Origin of the sequence: Tepidimicrobium xylanilyticum (genome assembly GCF_900106765.1) — a bacterium.
Lineage (GTDB): Bacteria > Bacillota > Clostridia > Tissierellales > Tepidimicrobiaceae > Tepidimicrobium > Tepidimicrobium xylanilyticum.
In genome coordinates, this window is sequence record NZ_FNNG01000002.1 from 334750 (window position 1) to 349337 (window position 14588).

General features: G+C 34.0%; 10 protein-coding genes. All 10 read right to left on the reverse strand.

The genetic code is table 11. From position 1 onward, the window contains the following. Positions 1-76: 76 nt before the first annotated feature. Positions 77-3163 (reverse strand): PD-(D/E)XK nuclease family protein, encoded by a 3087-nt coding sequence (locus BLV68_RS03845; RefSeq protein ID WP_093751077.1) that lies wholly within the window; start codon positions 3161-3163, stop codon positions 77-79. Between the two features lie 22 nt (positions 3164-3185). Continuing rightward, on the reverse strand, positions 3186-4439 hold the full coding sequence (nagZ, locus tag BLV68_RS03850; RefSeq protein ID WP_093751079.1) for a beta-N-acetylhexosaminidase: 1254 nt from the start codon (positions 4437-4439) through the stop codon (positions 3186-3188). Between the two features lie 93 nt (positions 4440-4532). Beyond that, entirely contained in the window at positions 4533-5345 is an 813-nt protein-coding gene (locus BLV68_RS03855; protein ID WP_093751081.1) for a C40 family peptidase, read from the reverse strand. Between the two features lies 1 nt (position 5346). Further along, on the reverse strand, positions 5347-6306 hold the full coding sequence (locus BLV68_RS03860) for an ATP-binding cassette domain-containing protein (RefSeq protein ID WP_093751083.1): 960 nt from the start codon (positions 6304-6306) through the stop codon (positions 5347-5349). Further along, on the reverse strand, positions 6299-7348 hold the full coding sequence (locus tag BLV68_RS03865; RefSeq protein ID WP_093751085.1) for an ABC transporter ATP-binding protein: 1050 nt from the start codon (positions 7346-7348) through the stop codon (positions 6299-6301). Before BLV68_RS03865 ends, BLV68_RS03860 begins: the two co-directional genes overlap by 8 nt. A 12-nt stretch (positions 7349-7360) precedes the next feature. Beyond that, positions 7361-8359: an ABC transporter permease gene (locus BLV68_RS03870; RefSeq protein WP_234949820.1), complete on the reverse strand. Its 999-nt coding sequence runs from the start codon at positions 8357-8359 to the stop codon at positions 7361-7363. Then, a complete protein-coding gene (locus tag BLV68_RS03875) occupies positions 8359-9303 on the reverse strand; it encodes an ABC transporter permease (RefSeq protein WP_093751087.1) in 945 nt (314 codons plus the stop codon). The genes BLV68_RS03870 and BLV68_RS03875 overlap by 1 nt, the downstream gene beginning before the upstream one ends. 55 nt (positions 9304-9358) lie before the next feature. Next, on the reverse strand, positions 9359-11206 hold the full coding sequence (locus tag BLV68_RS03880; protein ID WP_093751089.1) for a peptide ABC transporter substrate-binding protein: 1848 nt from the start codon (positions 11204-11206) through the stop codon (positions 9359-9361). Between the two features lie 298 nt (positions 11207-11504). Next, positions 11505-13358 (reverse strand): sigma-54 interaction domain-containing protein, encoded by a 1854-nt coding sequence (locus tag BLV68_RS03885; protein WP_093751091.1) that lies wholly within the window; start codon positions 13356-13358, stop codon positions 11505-11507. 11 nt (positions 13359-13369) lie between these two features. Further along, positions 13370-14458, reverse strand: coding sequence for a dipeptide epimerase (locus BLV68_RS03890; protein WP_093751093.1), 1089 nt, complete (start codon positions 14456-14458; stop codon positions 13370-13372). Positions 14459-14588 lie beyond the last annotated feature (130 nt).

A 14588-nucleotide genomic window follows, 5' to 3' on the forward strand; every position in this document is an offset into this window, starting at 1 on the left:
GAAACAGTGGTTAATTCTAAGAAGTATCATATATGATCAGTAGCAGTTCTATTATTAAAAATCTTTAAATCTAGTCCTAAAGTAAAGAAATTTTCGGTTTGTATCTACATATGTTCTTATAAGTACAATAGGGCAGACATTCCTTTGGATCTACTGAAAAATTTCCTTTGTGAATGGATTCTATATAAGATCTAATAAAACCCTTGGTAATATTTAATAGTTCATCCAACTCCTCTTCAGTCAATGCTCCTTTGTTTTTCTTATTTATTAAATTCTTTTCATCTACAATACCAATTTTCACTTGGAATTCTCCCGTAGAAATGATCCCATATAAAGCACCAACTATTTTGCTTTTTTGAGATAATATATAGATAGGCAATTGTAGCGATGTTCCAGCAATCATATCTTCTATATTCCTGATACTATAGCTGCTATTTTTATAATCAATTATTATATATTTGTCCTCACCTACATACTTGTCCAGCCTATCGATAACACCAGTAAAGGGGATTTTCACACCATCTATTTCTATTTCAAAAGGTTCCCTTCTACCAAAGTCTATTTCATATCCAACAGGTATAAGCTTTTTCTTCATCTTAGTAAGTCTATTTAAATCCGATTTGATGAACTCCAATATTCTATTTGTATTATTTTCTATCCTGAGTTGCCATAATTTAGAGTTCAAATCTACGCCGAGTTGATTCATATTTTCCTTTATCTTATTAAGAATAAAGTCATAAGTTTCTTCAGGGTCAAATGTTTCGATTCCTAAAATATACTTTCTTATTTGATCTTCATAATTATAGTAATACACCTTCAAAACCTCATGGTTTATCTTCCCTCGGTCTAGAGGAGTAAAATCTTCAAACTCTCTTTCCATCTCCTCTACATTCAATAGATTGTTTAATAGGAAATAATAGGGGCATTTCCCATAGGATTCTAAATAGCTTATGGAGAAAATCTTTCCTTTATGGATATTCTTAATATCTTCACTTATGTGCTCATCATTAATATTACCACTGTATTTACTAAATTTCTTCGTATTCCTTTCTATTTCACATGTAATCTTATCGTCTATTTCACTGAAAACATTTTTATCCAAATCTGTAGAAATAGACAAGCCTTCCCCTTCATATTGGCTTAAAGCATATTTCTCTAAAATGTATTGAAGTAACTCCCTTTTGGTAGTCAATTCGTTATGATTGTTCTTTATTAGATAATCTATGTCTACAGTGATTAAATCTACCTTTTCTTCACTTTTATCGCCTTCTATAGCATTAAGTATCTCATCTAAGAACATGGAAGGTATATCCTTTTCATCCTCAGTAGCATTTTCAGAATAGGATAGGTATAAGTTTTCTCCACATGCGGCAATAGCAGTTGTAAATAATATAGATTCTTTATCCAACCTTTGATGGTAATTTTTTATATCCAATCCAATTTCCTTTAATTTAAGGTAATTATCCTCTTTGAAAAAAAAGTTTTCTTCAATGAGATTTGGATAATTTCCTTGTGAAAGACCTACTAAGAATAATGCTCTGTATTTCTTTCCACGTACGGTTACAGGAGATAATATATTAATTCCATTTCTGTTTCCCATTGTCTCTATTACGCTTTCCTCATCAAGGTAATTTGATAATAGGTTTATATAATCTCTAAAAGTAATTTCCTCTTTAATTATCTTATTAAGGGATGAAATCTTATTTAATATATCCTTTAATCTATTAATAGCAGAAATATCTCGGTAAAACAGCTTAAAATCTTTAATTTCATTATAGATATGTAAAATTTTTTCTTCTATATTATATTTTTTTATGAAATCCATAAGGATTAGAGTATAGTCATTTATACTAGCTTTAGCAGGAATTAAGTTAAATTCCTCTTCTAAAGTTTTGAGAATAAAGTCTAAATTAGGCATATGGAACTTAGTATTTGAGCCTGTCCTCTCCATTAAATCTTCTAAAGATTTAAAAGCCAACTTCCTTAGATAATACTCCAATTTATCCCTTTCTTCAGTATTACATAGGCTAAAGTAATTACTCTTAATTCTATTTATAATGGACTTCTTTGTATTCTCTTTGACCTGAAAAATATATGTCAATTCCTTTATCAGGGGCAATTGGATTAACTTAATCTCCTTATTTAAAGAACAGGGTATTTTCTCTTCTTCAAACACTTTAAACAACTTATCCTTATACTCACTTGGATTTAATAGAACCACTGCCATATCCTTTAATTGGGCGCCTTCAAGGATGTGGCCTTTTATTATTTCCACAATCTTTTTTAGTTCCAAATAGTTATCAGCAGCCTTTAAAACATGAATATTTGAATTTGGTTTCAATTGTCCTTTAACGCTGCTAAACAGATTATTTGCTAACTTTTCATAATAAGTCAGTTTCCCCTCTTCTTCCCTTTCTACTCTATAACCTAGATCCTCAAGAAACTCAATGGTTTCCAAAAGGGTCTTGAAATTATCGTTTCTACCAAAAGGCATATTGATAAAAATTGAACAATCTGCTCTGCTCATTTCCCTTAATAGTTCCATTTCCTGAGGCCTAAAATCGAAAAATCCATCTATTATGATGAAGTCTAAATCGTTAAAAAAACTATTATTTCCCTTAAGCATTTTCAAGGATTTGAAGAAGCTTTCTTCCCGGTCTATAAAGCCATGGGAATTAAGATTTTTTTCGTATTCATCATAGATAAGCCCTATTTCAGTATAAAAAGGCTCCTTGGGGCATCTTTCTAAATACATATCCACTGTTACTAAAGATCTTTTTATTTCTCCAATTATCCTAATTAAACTATAGATAAAGCCTCTTTTATTGGAGATGTTTCTATAAAAATTCAGTTTATTATATTGCTTTAACCTACTTATTATCTGATAGAGGAGTATTTCTTTAGTATTTGCATCTATAAATATATAGAATTCATCCTCTAATAACCTATCTACAATATCGTCAAAGGTGAATAGATTAATATCGAAGGCTCCTCCCACCTTTTCAATTATCCTTCGCCTATAATCTTCTAAAAGTATACCATTTGGCAATATGTAGTAAAACTTATTTCCTTTGCCCTGTTTTAAATAGTCGATTGCTTTATTAAATAATTGATTAGATTTTGTATTATTATAAGGCCCTAAATAGACTATCCTATCCGCCATTTTATTCCTCCAAACTGTCAGATCACTGATTTATCTTATCTAAAAACTGCTGGGTTTCACTATTTAACAACTCTAGGTCTATACCCTCAAGAATCTTATCCTCTAATTTATATCTATTCTTAATTCCAATTATTCTATATAGCTTTTCATCTATTTCTCCTTCCGATAAATTGCCTTTTTTAACTTCTTCCTTTATCTGTTCAAAAACCTTTATATAGTTTTCATAACCATGACATATTAATAATATGTCGCCACCAGCCTTTAAGAACCTACTCGCTGCATCTTCTATGGAGTAATTTCTCATTATTGCTCCCATAGTCATATCATCGGAAAAAATTAACCCTTCATAACCTAATCTTTCCCTGAGCAATTGGCTTATTATCTTATCAGATAGGGTGGAAGGAAATTCTTCATCTAATTTGGGAAACAGAATATGGGCAACCATTATACCATCTACCCCTTTCCTTATAGCTTCAATGAAAGGGGTTAATTCCAAATCCTCCAACTGAGTTAAATCCTTTTCTATAACTGGTAAGTCTACATGGGAATCTAGATTTGCATCCCCATGACCTGGGAAATGTTTAACCACTGATATAATTCCTTCCTGGTTTATTCCTTCCATTACCTTCAAACTATGACCTATGACTGTATTCTTATCTGAACCAAAAGCCCTGTCCCCAATTACAGGGTTGTTTGGATTAGAGTCTATATCTAAAACAGGTGCAAAATTTATGTTAAATCCTAAGGATTTTATTCTCTTGCCAATTATTTTCCCATACTGTAAGGATATGGATTCATCATTTACTTTACCAATCTCTTTAGCTGGAGGCAGCTTTGGAAAAGTATTAGGTAATCTGGATACCCGGCCGCCTTCTTCATCGATGGATAAGAATAAGGGGATTGGATTCTTTTTATTGAGGCTTTTTAAAGAATTAAGCAATTCTGTAGCTTGGTCTACATTTGATATATTATGTTTAAATAAAATGAAACCTCCTACTTTATATTCCTCAATCATTTTCATTACATGGTCATCTACTTCCGTATCCTCAATTCCTATTATCAACAGTTGGCCTATCTTTTCCTCAAGGGTCATATTACCTATTATTTTTTTAATATTATCCTTCCTTTCTTCTGACATGTCTTCTTCAGTTTTATCTTCTTCATCTATAATCACATCTTCATTTCGTTTTTCTATGCCCATATTATTAGAATTATTAGACCTTGTACAACCCGATAGAATAACTACTAGTAGTATAAAAATACATATTTTCTTCATGGTGACATCATCCTCTTATTGTTAATTTAATTCTATAATAGTATTCCCCATTTTGCAACATTGACCCATGAAAAAACCTGCTCTTAAAGCAGGTTAAAACACAGTTCCAAATTCTTTTACATCAGCTAAATCCTCCCTGTAATCATCGTGTTCTGGATTTAGGCTATTTATTACCACACCCCCTGAAGCCCCAGTTGAATGGATATATTTATCATTACCAATATAAATGGCTACATGACCGGGCCAATACAATAGGTCTCCTATCTTAATTTGATCTCTTGTAATCCTCTTCATACCAAACTCCTCTTTTATTTTAGCATCCCTATATATTATAACTCCATTGATTAAGTATGATATGGATGCAAGGCCTGAACAATCAATGCCCAAAGGCGTTTTCCCACCCCATCGATATTGGGTGCCCAGATAGGTTAGGGCTGTCTCTACTACCTTTTTTCTAAAGGAATTTTCATCTATTTCAGTTCCTGGTTTAATCCTTTTTCCTATTAGTTCCTTTCTAACCCATCCTTTTTCATCATTAGGCAATTCTACTTCTGCCCAGTTTTCCTCTTCATTTCCTGTTAATTTAATAACTGCACCTCTGGTTAAAAGCTTAATATTATAGCTTTGATATTTTGGCTCCTTCATCACATCTACAATACCCCAATTTATAATGTAATTAGCTTCCTCATCCCATTTCTTAGCCTTTTCACTATCTATCAATAGATAACTCTCATGAACATAGCCTCTGTACTTATAATCCGTTTCCACATAGTACCAATTGTCCCTTTCCTCTCTTAATATGGTTACCAATCTTCCAAAAACCGACTCGTCAGCAGCCTCCTTATCAAAGCCTATTTCCTGTTTTAAAGGTCCTATGGTATCAATAATAATTGCTAGTTTATTCATATTATACCTCCACTCTTATTTTTTCTAATCTCTTTTTATATCCTTCTAATTCTTCATCGTTACCTAGAACAAAATGTTCTGGTTCTATTTCTATCCACTTAGGAGGATTGTTATCATAATTATGGCAACTTGGGTCATAAACCTCCAGTACTTTTTGCTTTTCCAATAATGGATCTGGCAAAGGAATAGCTGAAAGCAATGCTCTTGTATAGGGGTGTAATGGATTGTTATATAGTTTTTCCGTTTCGGCCAATTCCACTATTTTCCCCTTGTGAATTACTGCTACTCTATCGGTAATAAATCTAACTACTGACAAGTCGTGAGCTATAAATAAATAGGTTAATCCCTTTTCCCTTTGAAGTTTAGACAATAGGTTTAATACCTGGGCTCGGATGGAAACATCTAATGCGGATATGGGTTCATCAGCAATGATGAATTCAGGCTCCATTATAAGTGCACGAGCAACCCCAATCCTCTGCCTTTGTCCTCCTGAGAATTCATGAGGGAATCGACTAGCAAACTCTGGCAATAAACCAACATCTAATAAGGCTCTTTCAACCTTCCTCTTCCTATCCTCTTCGTCCTTATAGTTCTTTGTATTGTACAATCCTTCAGAAACAATATAATCCACCTTAGCCCTTTCATTTAAAGAAGCCATAGGATCTTGGAATATCATTTGGATTTTCCTTGTCAGTTCTTTATCCAATTCCTTATCAATTTTACCATTTATCTTCTTTCCTTTAAATAATACCTCCCCTCCAGCGGTTTCCACTAATCTACAAATGGCCCTACCAATGGTGGTCTTTCCTGAACCAGATTCACCTACCAGCCCAAAGGTCTCACCTTTATAAATATGGAAACTTACATCGTCTACTGCAACAAATCTATCCCTTTTTTTCTTGCCAAATTCAACTCGCAAATTTTTCACTTCCAATATTGCTTCCCTTTTAGTATTATTCATTGGACATCACCTGCCATTTTTTTCGTAAAAATTTAATGGATTCTGGCGGTTCTACCTTTGGTGCTTTTGGATGTAGCAACCAAGTTTTAGCCTTATGGGTAGGGCTAACATGAAAATAGGGAGGCCTTTTTACAAAATCTATTTTTAATGCCCTCTCATTTCGAGGCGCAAAAGCATCACCTTTTATTTCATTAAATAGGTTTGGCGGCGTTCCCTTGATAGAATACAAATCTTCTCCCTTTACGCCTAGTTGAGGTAAAGAGGAGAGCAAGGCCCAAGTATAAGGATGTTGCGCATTATAGAATACCTCTTCACAGGTACCTATTTCTATTATATCCCCTGCATACATAACTGCTATTCTATCTGCCACATTTGCCACTACTCCTAAATCGTGGGTAATATATATGATAGTCAATTTATATTTTTTCTGCAATTTCTTTAATAGATTCAATATTTGAGCTTGTATGGTTACATCCAGGGCAGTAGTCGGTTCATCGCATATTAAAATCTTAGGATTGCAGGCTACTGCAATTGCAATAACCACTCTTTGCCTCATACCACCTGAAAATTCATGGGGATACTGATAATACCTTTTCTCTGGATTTACTATACCTACATCATTTAATATTTCGATTACCTTTTGCTTAGCTTCATCTCCCCTTAGTCTTTGGTGGAGAGTAACAGCTTCTTCTACTTGGCTTCCTATACTTCTCAAAGGATTTAAGGATGTCATAGGTTCTTGAAATACCATAGCAAATTCTTTACCTCGAATTTTTATCCAATCATCTTCTCTTTTATATTTAGCCAAATCTTCTCCTTTATATAGAATACTACCTGATTCTATCCAACCATTGGCATCTAATAATCCCATGAAAGCTTTAGTAAAAACGGATTTTCCAGAGCCAGATTCCCCTACAATTGCCAAGCTCTCTCCTTCATATAAATCCAAAGAGGCTCCTCTTATAGCTGTCAAAACATTTCCTCTTAAATTGAATTTTACAACCAAATCCTTGACAGACAATATCACATTTGAATCATTCATCTAAGCCACCTCCTATACGTGATTTCTTGGATCAGAAGCATCTGCAAAGACATTTCCTATTACATAAAAGGAGATAGTTATTATGGATAAAACAGCTGCTGGGAATATCAATTGATATCTGAGAGATGGTACACCCATTACCCTTCTTCCTTCATTGATCAAGTTTCCCAAAGAAGGAATGCTTACAGGAAGACCTAAGCCTATATAGGTTAAAAATACTTCATAGCCTATAGCAGCAGGTATGGCTAAAGCCATTCTTAACATGATAACGGATACTAAATAGGGCAATAAATTTTTGGTTATAATTCTCCTTGTAGGAGTTCCTAAACATCTAGATGCTAAATTGTACTCCCTATCTCTAATTATTATTATCAAATTCCTTACAAAACGGGCCATGTTTAACCAGCCTGTCATACACATAGCAAATATCATTGTAAATACACTGGGTTTCATTATATAGGTTAAGAGTATTAGAAGTATCGTTGTAGGAATATTGTTCAAAACATTGTATATTCCAGTTATAGCTGACTCCAACCTTCTAACATAACCCCATACAGTTCCTACTATGATTCCTATTATGGCTTCCCAAAGGCCTACAAAAAAACCTATCAATAAGGATGTTCTAGTACCGCTCCAGATGCGTGCCCATAAGTCCTGACCAATAGAATTAGTCCCAAACCAGAATTCTTTATCAGGCGGATGGTTCCTAAGTTGCATTCCAGTATTTTCATCTATATATATTTTAGTAGGAGACTTTTGCCCAGGTAAATAAGGTTGAATCATCGTAAAAGCAAGCAAGCCAATCATTAGAAATAAAAGAAATTTTGCTACTTTATTTTGCATGAATACTTGAAAAGTAGATCTCCAATAGGAATAATTGGAATATCCAGTTTTTTCAGCTTCAATTTCATCAAAATCTGCAAATTCGAATAATGATTCATCTATATCATCTATTGTATCCTTTGTATTGTCTACTGAACCATTTACTAAATTATCCATTGAATTAGCCATTATCTTGCACCTTCCTTTCTGTCCAGCTTAATTCTTGGATCTAAGGTAGCCATTAGTATATCACCTAAGAATAGTCCAATTATACCTATGGACGAATAAATCAAAACCAGCGCTTGCACTAAGGTATTATCCTGCCTTTGAATAGCATCTACTAATAGCCCACCCATTCCTGGAATGGAGTACAAGGACTCTATATATATAGACCCAGATACGGTGTACAAAAGTGAGGTTGGAAGATACTGTACCATTGGAACGATAGCATTTTTTAATACATGTTTTACCATTATGGTCTTTTCTCTCAATCCCTTTGCTCTTGCCAATTTAACGTAATCTTTATTAATCTCGTCTACCATATAGCGTCTCATCCACATGGCATAGGATGCAGTTCCTCCTAAGGACATGGATATGGTTGGTAAAATCCAACTTGCTGGCCTATCTGGATTAAAGAGGATTGGAAGCTTGAAAATATCCGTTACGTACAGCTGAAGGAAAAGATAATAAACAGCAGCTGGAACTGCATTTATGAATACTATATAACCGGTTCCTAATTTGTCCCAAAATTTATTCTTACTTCTAGCCATGGTTACTCCCAAAGGTACCCCTACAATTAGTGAAAGTGCCATGGCAGCAAGTCCGAATTTAACTGAATAAGGAATTTTAGCTTTGAGTATATCCACAATAGGCACCTTAGGCCTATAAATAATAGATTCACCTAACTCCCCTGAAAATAGGTCTATATAGAAGTTTATTAATTGTATATGTATAGGGTCCCTTAACCCCATACTTGTAAGTATTGCTTCTCTCTGAGCTTCATCTAATTTCTCATATCCTTCTCCAAAATATCCTTCTTCTGGCATCAATCGCATGAGAAGAAATACTATGGTTACTACAACAAATAGTGTTACTACAGATTGAAGTAGTCTTTTTACCGTATACTTTAGCATACTCCTCCTCCTTATTAGTTGATAGGCGGCCAAAGGCCGCCTTAACTTATTTCCATTATTGATTAGCTGCTTTCTTTAATGCTTCTGCCCTTTCCTTTTCCCATTGTTCAAGGGCTTCTGTAAACTCTTGTGAATTCATTGGCTTTGCTAGTACCTTTTGCCCCTTGAATCTCTCTCCTGAAACTCCAAAAGGTGAATATAGGGATTCAAATGGATTAAGTCTTGAAGCTGAATAACCTCCTCCACCAACTGCATAAGGAATTACGAAAGCTTCTTCTATAAAAAATGCTTCAGCTTCTGCAAATAGTTTATATCGTTTTTCGATATCAAGTCTCTCAGCTTTAGCTTCATTTACCATGTTCTCATAAGTATTCTTTCCATTAGCTTCCTTATACCCTTCTGCTAAATGAGGCCAATTATAGGTTCCATCTGGGCTAAACGGATCCGTATAGGTTTCAGGGTCTGCATAATCTGGTCCCCAGTTACACTCTAGGAATGCATAGTTCCCAGACCTTCTTACTTCTTGTAGGAATCCTGTTGGTGGTTTTGGATCGATTATAATATCTATATAATCGGTGCCCAATAGGTTTTCCATTTGCTGTTCTATTACTTGAGCTCTATTTGCCCAATCGCTTACACCTGTGTTATAAGGCATTAGTATCTTAACTGGGAATTTTGCTTTACCTTCTAATTCCTGTAAGGCCTTTTCCTTATATTCTAAAGCTAATTTTTCATTAAAGGAATCCGTATTTGCAAATTTAGCTAAACTTTTCAATTGAGTATAATCTACACCATTTAGGTCAACAAAGTTCTTAGGAGTTATGGTATTGCTAAGTCTCTTTTCAGGATCATAGGGTTCAGCTGTTAACATAGCAGCTTTCCTATCTAAGGCATGGAATAAGGATTTGCGGAAATTTTTATTGTTTACTACTACTTTCCAATTATCAGGTTCATACTCTTCTGGGAATCTTGGGTCGAAGTTGAAACAATAGAAATAGGAATAGAAACTAGTTCTATTTGGTCTTACCATAGCTTCTTTTTCCGGATCTGACATCCACTCATCTAATATATCAGATGAAATAGTAGCATAATCTACTTCTCCGCGTAAAAATAGTTCTGGCGCTAAAGTAGCTGCTTCCTTGTTATAGGTCTGAACCAGTTTCTTAATATGAACATTTTCCTTATCCCAGTAGCTATCATTAGCAATTAATACCCTTCTATTTTGTGGTTCGAAAATCTCCATTATATATGCTCCATTATATAGAAAATTAACATTGTCGGTTCCAAATTTATCTCCTACTTCTTCTAAGAACTGTCCATTAGCTGGGAAGAAACATACATAAGTAAGCATGGATAAGAAATAAGGTGTTGGTTCTTTTAATGTATATTGAAGAGTATATTTATCTACAGCTTTTACACCCACTTGGTCAAAATCTGTTATCTCTCCATTATAGTATTCTTCAGCATTTTTAAGTACACTATATGCAATATTGGCAGTCCCCGACCCATTGGAAGGGTTTAAAATATACTTCATTGCATCTACAAAGTCTTGAGCTGTAACTTCTGCATATTCTTCTCCCTCATGGGTTACCCATTTAACGTCTTCCCTTAGTTTAAAGGTCCATACTAATCCATCTTCAGAAACTTCCCACTCAGTAGCAAGACATGGTTGTGGTACACCATACTTATCATAATCAATTAAGGTATCTACTAAGTTTGCAGCTAATGCAAATTCATTGGTAGTAGAAGTTACTAAATAGTTTAAAGTTGTGATTTCCCCTGAATAGACTGTTCTATATTCTTGTACTTCTGCCACATTACCTCCCGAAGTCTGAGTTCCACCTTTAGAACAGCCAGAAATAATCATAAACATGGTCAAAGCCAAAGCAATTAACCTCTTCATAATTTCCCTCCTCAATAATATTAATAGGTTAGAAGATGAGTTTAAAGGGTCCATCCTCTCCTTTAAAATATTATTATATTAATATGGCAAAATGCATGCCATGTTCTCATCTGTATGATTTTACCTGTTTGTACAATTCTAAACGGAATATTCATTTTTGCCCTTTTAAAAATATTCCGAATAATAGAACCAAACATAGAGAAATAGGAAACGCTTACTTCTCTTGTTTTGCAATCAGAAGAAGATTTTCTTTCATTTTTCCAAATTACCGGAAAATTCCTACAATATGGATTGTATCTTAAATCCTATACTTTTTCAATTTTTCATAAAATGTGGTTTTACTTATACCTAAAGCTTTCATAGTTTTCTTTTTATCCCCCTTAAAGTAATCTAGAGCTTTTTTTATAGCATCCCTTTCACAACTCATTACAGCCTCTTTTAATGTGGTAATCTTACCCCTTCGATTATCCTTTTCCTTCACATATATCATGATATGTTTCGTCAAAATTGTATTGCTTTCAGAAAGGTTAACAGCTCTTTCAAGTATATTTTCCAATTCCCTAACATTTCCTGGCCAATTATATCTAGTTAATAGATTAAGGGCTTCTCCAGAAATCCTCTTTTGCTCAACTCCAACTTCCTTACATATTTTAGGTAGTAACATTTCCACCAAAGGATATATATCTTCTATTCTTTCTCTTAGAGGAGGTATCCAAATGGGAAATACATTAATCCTATAATATAGGTCTTCCCTGAACCTTCCTGCCACCATTTCCTCTTCTAGGTTCTTATTTGTAGCAGCAATAATTCTTACATTTACATTTATTTTATCAGTGCCACCAACTCTATAAAAACTTTTATCCTGCAAAACTTGAAGTAATTTCACCTGCAAATTTAACGGTATATCTCCCAATTCATCTAAAAATATGGTACCCCCATTAGCCCTTTCAAAAAATCCAATCTTTCCTCCACTTCTAGCACCTGTAAAAGCCCCTTTTTCATACCCGAATAGTTCAGATTCCAATAGGGTGGCTGGTATAGAGCCACAATTTACATGGACAAAGGGCTTATCTTTAAATTTGCTATTATCGTGGATTGCCTTTGCAAGCAGAGTTTTACCAGTACCACTTTCTCCTAAAATGAGAACGGTAGAATTGGTCTTTGATGCTTTCACAGCAAGTCTTTTTACTTGATTTATCTCCTTACTTTCCCCTATGAAACTTGGAAATGCCTTTTTTAATAACTTCTCTTCATTAAGCTGTCTTTCGATCTTGTCCAACTCTGAAAGGGCCTTATCCCTTTCTTTAATAACACGCCTTATTTCGGAAATATCTTCTACCTTTAAAGCTGCACCAATCCTTTTACCATCCTTATCCACAGGTAGTAGGGTACACATGGTTGGTATTCCGTTTATTTCCTTAAATTCATCTACATAAGTTATATTTTCTCCCCTTGCCACCCTATAGAAATCTTCTATAGTAGAACTTCCTTTATGTATTTCAAATATATCTTTTCCAATTACATCGAGTATAGTATTATCCTTCCCTTTTGCTCTAAAATCGTTACCTTTCAAAAGCTCATTTATGCTTTCCCCTCTAGCAGTATAACCTTGGGACTGGTAAAACTTCATTTTTTTAGTCTTTTCATCCAACACCACCATATGACCAATGGCGTTCATGTAACTCATGGAATACTTTTCTCCATCTACTTCTATGGTAATGACCTTATGAGCAAAATCTATAACAACCCTTATATCTATGCCTAGGAATTTTGCGTTTAATTTCAGCGTATCCTCCATATTTTCAGGTCTTACATATCTATATATGGGTGGAATGCCTTCCTCTTTATATAATCCAACAGCTACTAATCCATCCCCTTTTTTTATATTTTTATCCCTTATTCCCAGACATTCCAAGGATTTAGAATTTAAATCACCATCATCCCTACCTAAGGAATTGTCACCTATTATAACTATATCTCCTCTATTTATTTTGCCTCCATCGTGGCTTATTTGTTGATTATTGATTATACCAAATATTTCTTTTGCTTTATTATTATAAATTTGAATTATCCCATTATTATCAATGACCATTAAACCTTCAGACATTATGTCTGTAAATAGCTTTACATAGTCATCAGAGTTAACAAGCATTTAACCACCCTTTAATCGTAAATGATATTTCCTATACTTTCAAATCCAAACCCAGGTTTTTCAGATAATCTTATTTGGTATTCGTTATATTGGGCTCCGCCAATAATAGGATCTTCAGCCAGTAGATTTGGACTATCTAAATCGTATCTAGAGATAATTTTTTTAGCTGCTGCTAAATGGGAAGCGGCAGTTAAACCAATTTTACTTTCCATCATACAGCCAACCATACATTCTACTCCGAAACTTTCAGCTATACTGCATATCTTAAGCGCATTATATATTCCTCCAGTCTTCATAAGCTTAATATTTATCATATCAGCTGCTCTATTTTGTATAATCTTCAAAGCATCTAAAGGCGAGAAACAGCTTTCATCAGCTAATATTGGTGTTATAACATTATCCGTTACATATTTAAGGCCTTCTATGTCATAGGCTTTGACGGGCTGTTCTACAAGCTCCAAATCCAAGCCTGCATCCTCCATCTTTCGTATAACCATTACAGCTTCTTTAGGATTCCAACCCTGATTAGCATCAGCCCTAATTTTTACATTGTATCCTATAGCCTCTCTAATGGCTTTTATCCTTTTTAGATCTTTTTTCCAATCCTTGCCTACCTTTATCTTTAGAGTTTTATAGCCCTTTTCTACAGCTTTAATGCTATCTTCAACCATTTCTTCTGGTTCATTTACACTTATAGTTATATCTGTGATTATTTCATTCCTATATCCACCTAGTAGTTTATATACAGGAGCATTATATTGCTGGCCAAAGAGGTCGTATAAGGCCATATCTATAGCTGCTTTTGGGCTTGTATTATTTACTAATGAATTGTGTAGCAAGTCTATTATACTTTCAAAATCCTCTATGGATCTACCAATCAATTTAGGCCCTATTTCATCGATTATAGCACCTTTAATGGAACCCATAAAATCTCCAGTAATTACCTGAGTAATTGCAGCTTCTCCGTAACCTATATGACCAGTATCTGTTGTAATCTTTACTACTACATTTTCTAATACCCTAACCTCTCGCAAGGCAGTTTTAAAAGGTTTCTTTAAAGGTATTTTTATTTTCCCTACTTGAACTTGTGCAATCTTCACAGTCAAATCCCACCTTTTCCATATATTATTAAGATTATATCACTATATCAATTTTCCTCCTAGTATAAATTTATATTGAATGATTGATGAATTTTCAATTAATTTATTAATTTATCAAGTTAATAACTCA